Raw genomic sequence first — 15,572 nt, 5'->3', positions numbered from 1 at the left:
CCCGCCGAGGGGCCCCGCGGCGGCCGTGTCCGTACGGGAACGCTACGCTCGGGCGGCAAGCGGCCGTCACGTCCGGGGGGATCCCGCCACCATGACCATCCACCGTCCCGGCCTGCCCGGGGACCTGCCGCCCGCCGAACTGCTGTGGGCGCACTGGGCCCTGGCCGCCGTACTGGAAGCCGGCACCGAGGCGGAGGGCCGGGGCGTCCACCGCACCGGCCACTGGATCGACGGGGAGGGGCTCCACCTCGACGACTGCGGCTGCACCTGGTGGACCTTCGCCCGGGCGGGCGAGGGGCGGTACGTGCTCTACGGCGAGGACGAGTCGAGCGGCGTCAAGTGGCACGAGCCGGCTATCGACATGCTGGCGCAGGGCCCGGACTGGCTGCCCTACGAGACCCTGCGCGACCTGCTCGCCGGCATGCAACTCGGCTGCGTCTACTGGTCGGAGAACGGCTCCTGGGCCCGGGCGCCTTATCCGGACGACCTGGACGACGACGGCCTGGACTGCGGGATCAGCCGTTTCACGGAGCGCCGCGAGCTGCTGGCCCTGCTCGACGGCGCCGGGGACGACTGCGGCTGCGGGCGCGACGACGCTCCGGGGCGGACCGCGGTGCGGCTGCTGGACGCCGCGGTGCGCGGGGAGCTCCGGCCCGCGGATCTGGAGGCGCTGGCCGCCGGCTGCTCCTGCGGCCACTGGGACCTGCCGGCCATGCTGCGCGCGCTGGAGCTGTCCGGGCTCGCGGACGGCTCGCGGAGCGCCGGCGTCAGAGGGTGATCCAGTAGCGGCGCTTGGGGCCGATCAGGGTCTCGCGTACGTCCTCCAGGACGCCGCCGTTGCGTTCGATGGTGCGGGCCGAGGCCTCGTTGCCGGGGTCGCAGGTCAGCAGGACCCGGTCCATGCCCAGCAGCCGCGCCTCGTACAGGACAGCGCCCAGCGCCCAGGTGGCCACGCCGCGCCCGCGGGCCGACGGGCGGACGCAGTAGCCGATGTGGCCGCCCGCGTCGAGGAGGAACGCGTTCAGGTAGTGCCGCAGGTCGATGGCGCCCAGGTAGGTGTCGCCCTCGGTGATCCACCAGTAGGTGGTGGGGACCCGGCCCTGCTCCACGGGGGCCGTGCGGTCGGCGTGGCGGCGCAGCCGGGCGGTCCAGTCGGCGAAGCCCTGCGGGGTGGCCACGTCGTCGTCCGAGCCGAGCCCGGCGCCGTCCAGGTGGGCGTCCGGTCCCCACTCGTCCTGGGCGGCGAGCCAGGAGGAATGCAGACGGGGGGTGGGGGCGACGAGTTCCGGCATGCTGCGGACGGTAACAGTCGTTCGATCCGACTCCGCAATCCGCGGCGCGCGGTGGTCGCGCGCATCGCACGGCGTCATCACCCCTGACGGGCCGGACGGCGGCCTATGCCTCCCCGTCCGGCACCGGTCCGGGGCCGTAGGCGGCCCACGCGCCGAGGCCGAATCCCGTCCCCTCCCGGCGGACCTCCACGGCTCCCGCGCCGCCGAAGTGGGCGGGGACCACCAGTTCCCGCAGGTCCGCGGCCCGGGCGAGGACCCGTCGGCGGGTCGCCGCCGCCTGCCGCGGATCCATGCAGAAGCAGCTGTTGCAGCCCGGGGCGACGATCTGGACCGGGCTGTGCAGGAGATCACCGACGAAGACGGCCCGGTCGCCGCCGGACGCCAGGCGCAGCACCGAGGAGCCGGGGGTGTGGCCGGGGGCGGCCTCCAGGCTCAGGTGGGCGTCGATGCGGTGGGCGCCTTCCCAGAGCACGGCTTGGCCGGAGCGGTGGACGGGCGCGACGCTGTCCTCGTAGACCAGCCGGTCGTCCACCCGTTCACCGCCCGCGTACCCGCCGAGCGGGCCGAAGTGGTGGTCGTCGGCCGCCGGGATGAGGTAGCGGGCGTTGGGGAAGGCGGGCACCCACTCCCCCGTGACGTCATGGGTGTTCCAGCCGACGTGGTCGGCGTGCAGGTGCGTGTTGACGACGTAGTCGACGTCCTCGGGGCGTACCCCCGCCCGGGCCAGGGCACCGAGGAAGTCCCCGTCCCTGTGGTGGAACAGCGGGGAGCCGGGGCGCTCGCGCCCGTTGCCCACTCCGGTGTCGACCAGGACGGTGGCCCCCGCGCTGCGCAGGACCCAGGTCTGCAGGGCCATCACGGCGCTGTCGTCCTGCGGCTGCCAGTGGTCCGGTGCCAGCCAGTCCTCGTTCTCCTTCCACACCCGCTCCCCCGCCGCGGGAACGAGGCCGCCCGCGGGTCCGAAGGGCCCCTGCCACTCGACGACGCGGATGACCTCGACGTCGCCGAGCACCATGCTGTTTCCGTTCGTGTTCTCCGTGTTCTCCATGACCCGGAATCTACGGACGCCCGGTGAGCGCCTCAATGCTCCGGATGCTCGCGGTGATACGCGCACGGCTCACCGCCGTAGCCCTGGGTAGGGTGGCCCGGTGGATGTGGTGAGCGACGCGATCTCCGCCGTACGGGTCGGCCGGCCCTCCTCCGACCGGGTACGCGTGGACGGCAGCTGGTGCGTCCGGTTGGCCCCGTACGACGGCGCCGGCTTCCACGTCGTCCTGGAGGGCGGCTGCTGGCTGCTGCCGGACGGCGGACCGCCCGTGGCGCTCGGCGCGGGCGACGCGGTGCTGCTGCCGCACGGCACGGGCCACGTGCTCGCCGACGGGCCCGCGGACGAGGAGGCCGTGGCGCGGGCGGTGCCGTTCGAGACGGTCAGCGCCGCGGAGCGGGGACCCGGACGGGCGGAGGGCCACGCGGGCGCGGTGGAGATGCTGTGCGGCAAGTACCGGCTCGACCGCAGCCGGGCGCATCCGTTGATGGCGGAGCTGCCGCCCGTGGTCCACCTGCCGAACCGGGTGGGCAGCCACCCCGAACTCCGTTCCGCCATCGACCTGCTGGGCCGTGAGCTGGGCGGGCAGCGGCCGGGGGCCGGCGTCGCGGTCCCCAGTCTGCTCGACCTGCTCCTCGTCTACATGATCCGCTCCTGGCTGACGGCGGAGGGCGCGGCGGGCACCTGGCCCGCCGTGCTGGGGGATCCGGTGGCGGCCGCCGCGCTGCGGGCCCTGCACGCCGATCCGGCCGCCCCCTGGACCAACGACCGGCTGGCCGCGGAGGCGGGGGTGTCCCGCCCCACCCTGGCGCGGCGCTTCACGGCCCTGGTCGGTCGTCCGCCGATGGCGTACCTCACCTGGTGGCGGCTGAACCTCGCCGCGGGCCTGCTGCGCAGCACCGAGGTTCCGCTGGCCGCCGTCGCGCGCCGGGTGGGCTACGGCACGCCGTACGCCCTGTCGCACGCGTTCAGCCGCCAGTTCGGCACGACCCCGGGCCGGTACCGGGCGGGTCCGGCGACGGGCGGGGCGCCGGCGGCGTGAGGGGGGAGGCCCCGGGGAAATCTGACCGGAATACGCCCCTACACTTTGTCACTCGTTTACCCGTGCCTCCGAACCGCGCAGGAGCTCCCGCATGCCCCACCGAATACGCCGCCCCGTCCGGGCGGCGGTCCTGACCGCTGCCGCCCTGCTGGCGGTCCCCGCCCTGGCGGCCTGCGGCGGCGACGCGAAGGCTCCGGCGCAGGCGAAGCCCTCCGGGTCGGCCGCCGCCTCGCCCGCCCCGCTGCCGGCGCTGCCCGCCGCACTGACCGGCCAGAAGCCCGAGTGGCGGACCTGCCCGGCGCCCTCGGCCGCCCAGGGTGGCGGCAAGGCCCCCGGGGCGGGCTGGGAGTGCGCCACGATGAAGGCGCCGCTCGACTACGCGAAGCCGGGCGGCGAGACCATCGACGTGGCCCTGATCCGCAAGAAGGCCGGCAACGCGGGCAAGCGCATCGGCTCCCTCGTCTACAACTTCGGCGGCCCCGGCGGCTCCGGCGTCCACACGCTGCCTCAGGCGGCGGACGAGTACAAGAAGCTGGGCGCGGTCTACGACCTGGTCAGCTTCGACCCGCGCGGCGTGGGCAACAGCGCCCCGGTCCTCTGCCTGGACGACAAGACGCTCGACGAGGACCCGGGCACCGGCGACACCCTCGCCGAGATCAAGAAGTTCACCGACGCCTGCAAGCAGAAGTCCGCCAGGCTTCTCCCCCACGTCAGCACGGCCGACACCGCCCGTGACATGGACCTGATGCGCCAGGTCCTCGGCGAGCAGAAGCTGAACTACTTCGGCATCTCCTACGGCACCCGGCTGGGCGGGGTCTACGCCCACCTCTTCCCGAAGAACGTCGGCCGCACCGTGTTCGACGCCGTCGTCGACCCCACGGCGGACGAGGCCCAGGCCGGGCTCGGCCAGGCCAAGGGCTTCCAGTTGGCGCTGGAGCACGCCATGAAGTACTGCCGCGACACGTACACCGCCAACTGCCCGACCGGCCCGAGCGACGCCGAGGGCAACAAGCGGATCAACGAGCTGCTGGAGAAGCTGAAGGCGAAGCCCGCCTCCACCGACAGCGGCCGCAAGCTCACCTCCGACCTCGCGCTCACCGGCATCGCCGCCAGCCTCTACGACAAGGAGACCTGGGAGTACCTCGTCCAGGGGCTCGGCGAGCTGCGGCAGCTCGGCACCGGCAACATCCTGCTGGCGCTGGCGGACGGCTACAGCGGGCGCGGCGAGGACGGGCACTACGACAACTCCAACGCCGCGCAGGCGGCGATCAACTGCGTCGACACCAGCCGGCGGTACACCGTCGAGGAGAAGACGGCGCAGGAGCCCGCCTTCCGCGCGGCCTCACCGGTCTTCGGCCCGGAGATGGTGGAGGGCCTGCTCGGCTGCTCGCAGTGGCCGGTCCGCGGTACGGGCGACAAGCCCGAGGTGGGCGCCGCGGGCGCGGCCCCGATCGTCGTGATCGGCAACACCGGCGACCCGGCCACCCCCGTCGAGGGCGCGAAGCGGATGGCCGACGCGCTCGGCCGCGGCGTCGGCGTCAACCTGACGGTGCGGGGCGAGGGGCACGGCTCCTACGGGCACAACGCCTGCGCCACCAAGGCCGTCGACGCGTTCCTCGTCGACGGCACCGCCCCGGCCGACGGGACGGTCTGCTCGTGAGCGCCCATCTCCGCCCGTACCGACCTCTGTTCGGCTGCCGCGAGGCCGCCGCCTACACTTGTGCCGCCCGGCCCGCGGTGCCGGCTTCAGGGGAGTGAAGTCCTAAGTGAGCAGCACCAGCAGTGATGCGCCGATCTACGCCCAGCTCGTACGCGAGCGCGGTGATGTCCCCGGTCAGGTCCGACGGGAGGCGGAGGAGATCCTGCGCCACCTGGCCCAGGTGATGGCCTGGCGCCCTTCGTCGGCCGGCCTGCCGAACTGGCGTCCCCAGTAGGAGGGCCCGCCCGGGACGCGTGAACGGCGCCCCGGGCCGGCCCGCCCACGCCCCGCGATACGGCGGCGGTGGTGGCGGACGCCACCGCCGGGCCGCCGAGTGTGGCGGCGGCGCACATCGGCAGGCGGCGGCGTACGTCCCTAACGTTCGGGCCATGACGAGCGGATTCACCACCGCATCCGGTGGAACAGCGTCCGGCCTGGCGGGCCGGGTGGCCCTGGTGACCGGCGGCGGCAGCGGCATCGGGCGCGCCTGCGCCGTGGCGCTCGCCGGCGCCGGGGCCCTCGTACACGTCGTGGACGTGGACGCGCGGACCGCCGCGGAAGTGGCCGAAAGCGTGGGCGGACAGGCCCATCCAGCCGACCTCGCCGACCCGGCCGCCGTCGGCCGCCTGCCCGCCGAGGTCGACGTCCTGGTCAACAACGCGGGGCTGCAACACGTCGCCGCCATCGAGGACTTCCCGCCCGAGCGGTTCGAGCTGCTCCAGAAGGTGATGGTCACCGCCCCCTTCCTGCTGCTGCGCCGGACCCTGCCCCACATGTACCGGCGCGGCTGGGGACGGGTGGTCAACATCTCCAGCGTCCACGGGCTGCGGGCCAGCCCCTTCAAGTCCGGGTACGTCACCGCCAAGCACGCCCTGGAAGGGCTGAGCAAGGTCACCGCCCTGGAGGGCGCCCCGCACGGGGTGACGAGCAACTGCGTGAATCCCGGCTACGTGCGCACCCCGCTGGTGGAGCGGCAGATCGCCGCCCAGGCCGAGGCGCACGGCATCCCCGCCCCGCGGGTGGTCGAGGAGGTGCTGCTGCGCGGCTCCGCGATCAAGCGGCTGATCGAGCCGGAGGAGGTGGCCGCGGTCGCCCTGTGGCTCTGCGGCCCGCACACCGGCCACGTCACCGGCGCCTCGCTCCCGATGGACGGCGGCTGGACCGCCGCCTGATTCCTGAGGCGGACCTTTCCGCCGGCTTAAGCGGAACCTAAGGCTCGGCGATGACACCCCGAAGCGAACGAATGTCCGTTTCGGGGTGGCTAGCGTGCTGCCCCGTACCCCCGACCCCGGTCACACGAAGGCAGGCATTTCCATGGGCAGCAGCACGCACGGGCACCGGCGCAGGGCGAGCGGCGGGGCCAAGGCCGCCGGAGCGGTCGTGGTGGCGGCCGTGCTGGGGGGCGCGGCCTTCGCGTTCTCCGGCACGGCCCAGGCCACGTCCGTCGGGGCCGCCTACACCAAGTCCAGCTCCTGGAGCGGCGGTTACACCGGGCAGTACGCGATCACCAACGGGACGGGGCGGGAACTGAGCGGCTGGACGCTCCAGTTCGACCTCCCTGCGGGCGTCCGGATCGACTCGCTGTGGAACGGAACCCACACGGTCGAAGGGCAGCGCGTCACAGTGAGGCCCGCCGGCTGGAACGGGACACTGGCGCCGGGCGCCTCCGTGACCGTCGGGTTCGTGGCGAGCGGCGCCGGGACGCCGGGCGACCCCACCCGCTGCCTGATCAACGCGGTGAAGTGCTCGGTGGAGCAGGGCGCGACGCCCCTGCCGAGCGGCCGCCCGACAACCGGGCCCACGGCCACCGCCACGGCCACGGCCACCGCCACCGCCACCGCCACCGCCACCGCGACTCCGGTGCCGCCGCCCTCCCCCACCCCGACGGCCACCGGCGCGCCCGGCGCCGGCGCGCGGTTCGCCCCGTACGTGGACACCTCCCTGTACCCCGCCTACGACCTCCTCGACACCGCGGCCCGGACCGGCGTCAAGGAGTTCCACCTCGCCTTCGTCACCGCCGGCGGGGGCTGTTCGCCGCTGTGGGGCGGGGTCACCGGCCTCGCGGACGACAAGGTCGCGGCCCAGATCGGCGCGCTGCGCACGGCGGGCGGCGACGTGCGGGTGTCGTTCGGCGGCGCCGCCGGGCGCGAGCTGGCGCTGAACTGCGCCACCGCCGACGAACTGGCCGCCGCGTACGGGAAGGTGGTCGACGCCTACCGGCTGACCAAGGTCGACTTCGACATCGAGGGCGCCGCCCTGCCGGACACCGCCGCCAACACCCGTCGCGCCCAGGCGATAGCCCGGCTGCAGAAGGCGCACCCGGGCCTCGACGTGGCGTTCACCCTGCCCGTGATGCCGGAGGGGCTGACCCAGCCCGGCGTGGCCCTGCTGGCCGACGCCGCGAGGAACGGCGTACGGATCGGCGCCGTCAACATCATGGCGATGGACTACGGCCCCGCGTACGGCGGGAACATGGGACAGTACGCGGTCCAGGCGGCGACCGCGGCCCAGGCCCAGCTCAAGGGCGTGCTCGGGCTCTCCGACGCCCAGGCCTGGAAGACGGTGGCCGTCACCCCGATGATCGGCGTCAACGACGTGGCGAGCGAGGTCTTCACGGTGGCGGACGCGACGGAACTCGTCCGGTTCGCCCGCGCCAAGGGCATCGGCCGGCTCGCGATGTGGTCCTCGGCCCGCGACCGGCAGTGCGCGGCGGGCGCCCTCGGCCACGCCGACGCCACCTGTAGTTCCGTCCTCCAGGAGCCGCTGGCCTTCACGAAGGCGTTCGCCGCGTACCGGTAGGACGGGACCTCAGGCGGCGCAGGCCGGGCACAGGCCGCGGTAGGTGACCTCCGCCCCGGACAGCGTGAAGCCGAAGCGCTCCCCCGCCGGGAGGTCGCCCAGCGGGTTCCCGGCCGGGCGCACGTCCCGGATGAGGCCGCAGCCGGAGCAGACGAGGTGGTGGTGGGGGTGGTGGGCGTTGGGGTCGTAGCGCTTCGCCCGGCCGTCGGTGGACACCTCCGCCACCTCCCCGAGGGCGACCAGTTCGCCCAGGGCGTTGTAGACGGTGGCCCGGGAGATCTCGGGCAGCAGCCCCACCGCGCGGGCGTGCACCTCGTCGGCGGTCAGGTGCACGTGGTCGCCGTCCAGGACCTCCGCGACGACACGTCTTTGGGACGTCAACCGCCAGCCGCGCCTGCGCAGGCGTTCCAGCAGGTCACTCATGTCGGCCCCCCTCTTTTTCAGGTTCGAGCGGCCCCCGGGCCCTTGAGAGGGGCTCGAGAACCGATGGGATCCGGGCTTGGTGTGCTTCTTGACTTGGACTGCGTCCATCGTAGGATCTGATGCGTTGATAGCCAAGGGATAGGAATACCCCGCAGCGGCAGGAGACGGCGAGGTGACGGGCCGGGCCGCCGTCCGAGGACGGACGGCAGGGCGAGGGCCGGTCACCGCACCCCGGCCGTCCCACCGCACCGCACCCGTTCCTGAACAGCGTGATCCGCCTGGTCCGGAAGGATTTTGCATGTCTGAGAACCACGACGCAGTCGTCGTCGACGCCAAAACAGAGGGCGCAGGCGGCTGCCCGGTCGCGCACGAGCGCGCCCCGCACCCCACCCAGGGCGGCGGGAACCGCCAGTGGTGGCCCGAGCGCCTCAATCTGAAGATCCTCGCCAAGAACCCCGCCGTGGCCAACCCGCTCGGCGAGGGGTTCGACTACGCCGCGGCGTTCACGTCCCTCGACCTCCCGGCCGTGAAGCGGGACATCGAAGAGGTGCTGACCACCTCCCAGGACTGGTGGCCGGCCGACTTCGGGCACTACGGGCCGTTCATCATCCGCATGGCCTGGCACAGCGCCGGCACGTACCGGATCAGCGACGGCCGCGGCGGTGCCGGGGCCGGCCAGCAGCGGTTCGCCCCGCTCAACAGCTGGCCGGACAACGCGAACCTCGACAAGGCCCGCCGGCTGCTGTGGCCGGTGAAGAAGAAGTACGGGCAGAGCCTGTCCTGGGCCGACCTGCTGATCCTCGCGGGCAACGTCGCGCTCGAGTCCATGGGCTTCGAGACCTTCGGCTTCGCCGGCGGACGCGCCGACGTGTGGGAGCCCGACGAGGACGTCTACTGGGGTCCCGAGACCACCTGGCTCGACGACCAGCGCTACTCGGGCGACCGGGAGCTGGAGAGCCCCCTCGGCGCCGTCCAGATGGGCCTGATCTACGTCAACCCGGAGGGCCCGAACGGCAACCCGGACCCGCTCGCCGCCGCCCGCGACATCCGTGAGACGTTCCGCCGGATGGCGATGAACGACGAGGAGACCGTCGCGCTGATAGCCGGCGGCCACACCTTCGGCAAGGCCCACGGCGCCGGCCCGGCCGACCACGTCGGCGTCGACCCGGAGGCCGCGCCCCTGGAGGCGCAGGGCTTCGGCTGGCAGAACACGTACGGCTCCGGCAAGGGCGCCGACACCATCACCAGCGGCCTCGAGGTCACCTGGACCACGACCCCGACCCGGTGGAGCAACGACTTCTTCGAGAACCTCTTCCGCTACGAGTGGGAGCTGACCACCAGCCCCGCCGGCGCGCACCAGTGGGTCGCGAAGGACGGCGCGGGCGCCGGCACCATCCCGGACGCGCACGACCCGTCCAAGAGCCACGCGCCGATGATGCTGACCACGGACCTCTCGCTGCGCTTCGACCCGGCCTACGAGCAGATCTCGCGCCGCTTCCTGGAGCACCCCGACCAGTTCGCGGACGCCTTCGCCCGCGCCTGGTACAAGCTGACCCACCGCGACATGGGCCCGGTCGTGCGCTACCTCGGCCCCGAGGTCCCGAGCGAGACGCTGCTGTGGCAGGACCCGCTGCCGGCCCGCACCCACGAGGTGATCGACGACGCTGACGTCGCGTCCCTCAAGGAGCGGATCCTCGGTTCCGACCTCACGGTGTCCCAGCTCGTCTCCGTGGCCTGGGCGGCGGCCTCGTCCTTCCGCGGCAGCGACAAGCGCGGCGGTGCCAACGGCGGCCGCATCCGCCTCCAGCCGCAGGCCGGCTGGGAGGTCAACGAGCCGGACCAGCTCGCCGCGGTGCTGCGCGTCCTGGAGGGCATCCAGGAGTCCTTCAACGCCGCCCAGGCCGGCGGCAAGCGGGTCTCCCTCGCCGACCTGGTCGTCCTCGCCGGCTCCGCCGCCGTCGAGCAGGCCGCCAAGGACGCCGGCCACGACGTCCGGGTGCCCTTCACCCCGGGCCGCGTGGACGCCTCGCAGGACCAGACCGACGTCGAGTCCTTCGCGGCGCTGGAGCCCGTCGCCGACGGCTTCCGCAACTACGTCGGCAAGGGCAGCCGCCTGCCCGCCGAGTTCCTGCTGGTCGACAAGGCGAACCTGCTGACCCTCTCGGCGCCCGAGCTGACCGTCCTCGTCGGCGGCCTGCGCGTCCTGGGCGCGACCTACCAGCAGTCCAAGCTGGGCGTGTTCACCGACACCCCGGGCACCCTGACGAACGACTTCTTCGTCAACCTGCTCGACCTGGGTACGACGTGGAAGGCCGCCTCGGCGGACGAGAACACCTTCGAGGGCCGCGACGCCGCCACCGGCGCGCTCAAGTGGACGGGCACCCGCGCCGACCTCGTCTTCGGCTCGAACTCCGAGCTGCGGGCGCTGGCGGAGGTGTACGCGAGCGACGACGCGCAGCGCAAGTTCGTCGAGGACTTCGTCGCCGCGTGGAGCAAGGTGATGGACCTCGACCGGTTCGACCTGGTCTGACCGGCGCCGTCAGTCCGACCACGACGCCCGGGCCGGCCGGCCCGGGCGTCGTGGTGTCCGGGCGTCGTGGTGCCCACCGGCCGTATGGGCTCAGCGGCCGCGCGTCCGGCCTCCCGGGCGGGCGGCGGCGGGCCCGAGGCCGGCCGGCCGGTGGGCCAGAACGAGGGCGAGGGCCTCGCCGGGGGTGGCGGGCTCCCCGATGACCGGGGCGCCCCGCAGGTGGCGGCGGACCCGGAACCGCCCGTCGGCCAGGGGCTCGACGGAGGGCAGCCGCACGTCGTACGGAAACGTGGTGGTGCTGCTGAACTTCAGGATCAGGTGGCTGGTGAAGGGGTACAGCCGCCGCAGCTCGGGAACCGCGCGGGCCGCCTCGACGAGCGCGCAGGCGCCCGGGTACGCACCGCCCGGCCGCAGGGCCTGCCTCCTGTGTCCGGCCATCCACCGCCAGTACCGGGCGAGGGCCTCCCACTTCGCCTCGACCGCCGCGGCCGGCCCGCGCCGGTGGGCGGCGGCCAGGTCGGGGAGCTCGGGGCGCGGGGGCGGAGGCGGGTGGCCGCCCGGCCCGGAATCGTTCGGGATCACTGCTGAAGTATGACGCCGCGTCGGGTAGGTTTCTGGAAATCCATCACGATCCTGACGGGGCTGACGTGTTAGAGCTGAGGGGAAGCGGGGCCCAGCCGCTGGAGGCGGAGGATCCGCAGCGGATCGGGCCCGTCGCGCTGGCGGGCCGGCTGGGCGCCGGCGGCATGGGGCGGGTGTACCTCGGGGTCCTGGACGGGCGGTACGTCGCCGTCAAGCAGCTGCTGGCGTCGGTCGTCGGCGAGGACGAGGACTTCCGGCGGCGCTTCGGGCACGAACTCGACAACCTGGCCCGGCTTCCCGAGAAGGCCACCGCCCCGCTGCTGGACAGCGACCGCACCGCCAAGCCCCCGTGGTTCGCCACCGCCTACATACCGGGGCTCACCCTGCGCGAGGCGGTCGAGCTGCACGGCGGGCCGCTGCCCGCGCAGGCGCTGTGGCTGCTGCTGCGGGAGGCCGCCGAGGGCCTCGCGGCGGTGCACGCCCTGGACATGGTGCACCGGGACCTCAAGCCGTCCAACGTCATGCTGACCCTCGACGGGCTCACCCTCATCGACTTCGGGGTCGCCCGGGCCGCCGAGCAGAGCCAGCTCACCAGGACCGGCATGGTCGTGGGCACGCCCGCGTACATGGCGCCCGAACAGGCCTCGGGGGCCAAGGCCCTGAGCGGCGCCACCGATGTCTTCGCGCTCGGCTCGGTGCTCGCGTACGCGGCCTGCGGCCGGCCGCCCTTCGGCGAGGAGTCGGGCCACGGGGTGCTCTACCGCATCGTCCACGAGGAACCCGATCTGGAGCCGTTGCGTGCCCTGGACCCCGCTCTCGGGGAGGTCGTGGCCGCCTGCCTCGACAAGGACCCCGAGGGGCGGCCCACGGCCGCCGAACTCCTCGAACAGGCCCGCGCGCACGGCCCGTTCGAGGCGCCGCTGTGGCCCGAGGCGATCACCGTGCGGCTCACCGAGCGGGCCACGTTCGCCACGGACGTGCAGAAGGTCGACCTCCCGACGCTCCCGCTGGGCGGCGGGAAGCCCGTGCCCGTGGCCGCCGGGCCCGCCGACGCCCGGCCCGAGCGTCGGCGCCGCACCCGGGTGCTGCTCGCGGTGCTCCCGGTCGTCGTGGTCGCGGGCGGCACGACCCTCGCCCTGCAGTACCTCCCGCACGTGACCCCGCTGCAGGCCGGAGCCCGGCCCGGCGCCTCCTCCCCCGGCCCGGCCGGCTCCGGGGCGCCGTCCCCCGCGCCGTCCTCCGCCCCCTCGGGCCCGTCGCCTTCGGCGGGGGCGAGCGGCGGCCCGTCCGCCCCGCCCTCGGGCTCGCCGGGCCGGCCGCCGGCCCAGGGCCAGGTGCCGGCCGGCCCGGTCACGCCCCCGGTCCCGGCCGCCGGGAACGCGGGCACGGGCGCCGGCCCGGGCACCGGCCCGGGCACCGGCTCCAACCCGGGCCCCGGCCCCGGCACCCCGAACGGGCAGGGCGGATCCGGCACCCCCGGTGGCGGCCCGGCGACGACCAACCCCCCTCCCGCCTCCGGCACCCACCGCTACCGCAACGCCGGCAACGGCAAGTGCATCACCCAGGTCTACGGCTCCTCGGACCACGGGGACTGCGCGGACCCGACGGCCCGCTGGACGGTGCAGAGCCGCGGCGACGGCAGCTTCAAGCTGGTCAACCAGCAGACGGGCGGCTGCCTCTACGCCAACATGCTCGGCCAGGCCGTCTTCGTCGGCGACTGCGGCCAGGACCTCGCCCGCACCTGGCGCACGGGCTCGGGCGGCACCCTGCGCAACGACTACAGCGGCGGCTGCCTCGACCTGGGGATGAGCGCCGGCCTGGTCACCAACTCCTGCACCGGAAGCGCCTCACAGCGCTGGTCGTCCCCGTCCTAGACCACCCCGCGAAGGCCGCCCCACCGCTGCCGGACAGGAGAAGTCCCTTGGCCACAGACGCCGCAACCGGGCCGGTGCCCGAACTCGACCCCGCCGCCGTGGAGCGGTGGCGCGGCGGAGGGGGTGAGTTGGTCGAGCTGCTCACCCTGGCGCGGGAGCGGCTCGGCGGGGTGGCCGCCGTGCGGATCGGTCCGCGGCCCACCGTGCTGGTCACCGCGCCGGAGGCCGTCCAGCACGTGCTCGCCCGGCGTCCGGACCGGTACGTCAAGCGCTCCCACCGGGCGCGCCTGCTGATCGGCGACGGGGTGCTGGCCGCGACCGGGGACGCGTGGAAGCGGCAGCGGCGGCTGTTGCAGTCGCAGTTCACCGGTACGGGCATGCGCCGGTACGAGCAGCGCATCGCCGGGGCGGCCCGCGCCGCCGCCGAGCGCTGGGCCGGGTACGCGCGCACCGGGGAGGGCTTCGACGTCGGCGAGGAGATGCGCCGCTTCGCCCTGGACACCATCTGGCGTGCGCTCACCGGCCATCCGCTGGACGCCGGCACGGCGCGGGAACTCACCGCCGTGGCGGCCGTGGTGGCGGCGCTGCCGAGCCTGCCCGCCGACGAGGTCGAGGCCCGGGACTCGGTGGCCGCCGACCTCGCCAGGATCGACACCGTCGCCCGGCACGCCGTCGCCGCGGCCCGTGACGGGGCGGCGGGCCCGGACGGGCCCGGGCTGCTCCAGGTACTGGTCGACGCCTCGGCCGCGTACCCCGAGTACACGGACCGGCTGCTGCGCGACGAGCTGGTCACGCTGCTGGTGGCCGGCCACGAGACCACCGCCACCACCCTGACCTGGCTGTACCTGCTGCTCGACCGGCACCCCGCGGCCCGCGAGGAGGCGCTCGCCGCCGGCGGTGAGGGCTCACCCGAGCGCCGGGAGGCTCTCCAGGCGCTGGTCAGCGAGACGCTGCGGCTCTACCCGTCGGCCTGGATCCTGCCCCGCCACGCCACCGAGGCCGACACCCTGGGCGGCCACACCGTCGCGGCGGGGACGGACGTACTGGTGTGCCCGTACCTCACCCACCGCGACCCGGAGCTCTGGCCGGACCCCGAGCGCTTCGACCCGCGGCGCTTCACGGCCGCGGGCGGCCGGCCCGCCCGGCAGGGCGCCTACCTGCCCTTCGGCATCGGTCCCCGCGCCTGCCTCGGCACGCAGTTCGCCCTGCGCGAGTCGACCGCCCTGCTGGAGCAGCTGCTGCCCCGCCACGTCCCGGTCTTCACCTCGGTCCCGGCCGGAGCGGTGTACGGCCTCACGGTGCGCCCCGACGGCCCGGCGCCGGCGACCCTCGCCCCCGCCGGGTGACCGGGGCGGTGCGCCCTGCCGTGGCCGGACCGGCCCGGGCGGAGGGATCCTGGTAGCACGAGGCCCCGGGAGGTCAGGAGGCACGCCATGTCACACGCCGAGGAGTGGAAGGTCGGCGTCTACCTCATCGAGGAGGACGGCACGACCAAGGCCAGGGCGGTGCTCGAGACGGGGAAGGCCACGATGGTCGGCCGGGGCCGGGCGCGGTGCAATCCGCAGGACGTGGACGTTCCCGCGATCGGCGACGAGCTGGCGGCGAGCCGCGCCATGCGGGATCTCGCGGGGCAGCTGAGCCGGGCCGCGGACCGGGACCTGGCCGCGCTGGGCGCCGTCCCCGAACCGCCGCGTACCGGCTACGGCTGGCCGGACGACGCCGGCGCGGAACGCTAGGGGTGGGCTGACGCCACGTGTGCGGCGGGCCGTCGGGGGCAGGTGCCCGGCATGGTCTTCCGTCATCCCGCCAAGAAGGGCGAGGGGAACGGGCGGGCCGGCCGCTTCGAGCGGCTGGCCGAGCTCGCCTCCAACTTCACGAGCTCCCCCGTCTTCTCCGCCCTCTGCGTGGCCCTGGTGGCCTGTTTCGTCGTGGTGCACGTGCTGGGTCTGCCGACGGAGTGGCAGCACCTCGCGGGCGACTCGATCGGTGCGGTGTCGCTGTTGCTGCTGGCGCTGCTCAAGAACTCCGAACGGCGCGCCGAGCACGCCGTCCAGCGCAAGCTCGACGCGATCGCCGCGGCCCTCCTGGAAGGGCAGGAGGGCCGGAGGGGCCGGGCCCACGAGGACCTGGAATCGGCGATACGCATGGAGGAGCGCCTCTGAGGCGGCAGCCCGGGCTCGACGGAGGAGATCAGCGGCCCGGCCGCTCCTCCACGACCCCGCGATCGATCCGACAGATCCGAACATTCGTACGAAATCATGGCGCACGTGGCGCCACCTGCCCGGC

Annotated in this window: 15 protein-coding genes; 11 read left to right on the top strand and 4 right to left on the bottom strand. The window is 74.4% G+C overall.

The features are described 5' to 3' along the window. Positions 1-91: 91 nt before the first annotated feature. Positions 92-778 (top strand): hypothetical protein, encoded by a 687-nt coding sequence (locus ACZ501_RS18195; protein WP_468796482.1) that lies wholly within the window; start codon positions 92-94, stop codon positions 776-778. Here the strand turns inward: ACZ501_RS18195 and ACZ501_RS18190 are convergent. Together ACZ501_RS18190 and ACZ501_RS18185 are read right to left on the bottom strand one after the other, a co-directional pair. Continuing rightward, complete coding sequence (locus ACZ501_RS18190) at positions 768-1,292, bottom strand: GNAT family N-acetyltransferase (protein ID WP_361610891.1); 525 nt, start codon at positions 1,290-1,292, stop codon at positions 768-770. The genes ACZ501_RS18195 and ACZ501_RS18190 overlap by 11 nt on opposite strands. 103 nt (positions 1,293-1,395) lie before the next feature. Next, the gene (locus ACZ501_RS18185) at positions 1,396-2,340 is read right to left on the bottom strand and encodes an MBL fold metallo-hydrolase (protein WP_361610893.1); all 945 of its coding nucleotides are present in this window, start codon (positions 2,338-2,340) and stop codon (positions 1,396-1,398) included. 100 nt (positions 2,341-2,440) lie between these two features. On the opposite strand from ACZ501_RS18185, the gene ACZ501_RS18180 reads away from it, so the two are divergent. The 5 genes from ACZ501_RS18180 (at position 2,441) to ACZ501_RS18160 (ending at position 7,877) form a co-directional block, all read left to right on the top strand. Beyond that, the gene (locus tag ACZ501_RS18180) at positions 2,441-3,379 is read left to right on the top strand and encodes an AraC family transcriptional regulator (protein ID WP_468796480.1); all 939 of its coding nucleotides are present in this window, start codon (positions 2,441-2,443) and stop codon (positions 3,377-3,379) included. 91 nt (positions 3,380-3,470) lie between these two features. Continuing rightward, entirely contained in the window at positions 3,471-5,039 is a 1,569-nt protein-coding gene (locus ACZ501_RS18175) for an alpha/beta hydrolase (RefSeq protein WP_468796478.1), read from the top strand. Between the two features lie 106 nt (positions 5,040-5,145). Further along, entirely contained in the window at positions 5,146-5,313 is a 168-nt protein-coding gene (locus ACZ501_RS18170) for a hypothetical protein (protein WP_361611516.1), read from the top strand. A gap of 154 nt (positions 5,314-5,467) precedes the next feature. Beyond that, the gene (locus tag ACZ501_RS18165; RefSeq protein ID WP_468796476.1) at positions 5,468-6,250 is read left to right on the top strand and encodes a 3-hydroxybutyrate dehydrogenase; all 783 of its coding nucleotides are present in this window, start codon (positions 5,468-5,470) and stop codon (positions 6,248-6,250) included. A gap of 142 nt (positions 6,251-6,392) precedes the next feature. Next, positions 6,393-7,877 carry a cellulose binding domain-containing protein gene (locus ACZ501_RS18160; RefSeq protein ID WP_468796474.1) on the top strand — a complete coding sequence of 495 codons (1,485 nt, stop codon included), beginning with the start codon at positions 6,393-6,395 and terminating at the stop codon, positions 7,875-7,877. A 9-nt stretch (positions 7,878-7,886) separates the two neighbouring features. Here ACZ501_RS18160 and ACZ501_RS18155 read toward each other — a convergent pair whose 3' ends face one another. After that, positions 7,887-8,300 carry a Fur family transcriptional regulator gene (locus ACZ501_RS18155; protein ID WP_362457661.1) on the bottom strand — a complete coding sequence of 138 codons (414 nt, stop codon included), beginning with the start codon at positions 8,298-8,300 and terminating at the stop codon, positions 7,887-7,889. 298 nt (positions 8,301-8,598) lie between these two features. Here ACZ501_RS18155 and katG point away from each other — a divergent pair, with 298 nt between their 5' ends. After that, positions 8,599-10,830: a catalase/peroxidase HPI gene (katG, locus tag ACZ501_RS18150; protein WP_361611145.1), complete on the top strand. Its 2,232-nt coding sequence runs from the start codon at positions 8,599-8,601 to the stop codon at positions 10,828-10,830. 90 nt (positions 10,831-10,920) lie between these two features. Here katG and ACZ501_RS18145 read toward each other — a convergent pair whose 3' ends face one another. Next, positions 10,921-11,412 (bottom strand): DUF6193 family natural product biosynthesis protein, encoded by a 492-nt coding sequence (locus ACZ501_RS18145; RefSeq protein WP_468796472.1) that lies wholly within the window; start codon positions 11,410-11,412, stop codon positions 10,921-10,923. A 65-nt stretch (positions 11,413-11,477) separates the two neighbouring features. Between ACZ501_RS18145 and ACZ501_RS18140 the strand changes: the two genes are divergently transcribed. The 4 genes from ACZ501_RS18140 (at position 11,478) to ACZ501_RS18125 (ending at position 15,448) form a co-directional block, all read left to right on the top strand. Continuing rightward, entirely contained in the window at positions 11,478-13,286 is a 1,809-nt protein-coding gene (locus ACZ501_RS18140) for a serine/threonine-protein kinase (protein WP_468796470.1), read from the top strand. 47 nt (positions 13,287-13,333) lie between these two features. Then, positions 13,334-14,632: a cytochrome P450 gene (locus tag ACZ501_RS18135; RefSeq protein WP_468796468.1), complete on the top strand. Its 1,299-nt coding sequence runs from the start codon at positions 13,334-13,336 to the stop codon at positions 14,630-14,632. Between the two features lie 87 nt (positions 14,633-14,719). Next, on the top strand, positions 14,720-15,022 hold the full coding sequence (locus ACZ501_RS18130; RefSeq protein ID WP_361609384.1) for a DUF1876 domain-containing protein: 303 nt from the start codon (positions 14,720-14,722) through the stop codon (positions 15,020-15,022). Between the two features lie 51 nt (positions 15,023-15,073). After that, a complete protein-coding gene (locus ACZ501_RS18125; protein WP_362457673.1) occupies positions 15,074-15,448 on the top strand; it encodes a hypothetical protein in 375 nt (124 codons plus the stop codon). The last annotated feature ends 124 nt before the right edge of the window (positions 15,449-15,572 follow it).

This window comes from Streptomyces sp. NPDC034085 (assembly GCF_055575555.1).
The sequence above is the reverse complement of the archived record's forward strand: the minus strand, read 5'-3'. Positions and strand labels throughout refer to the sequence as shown.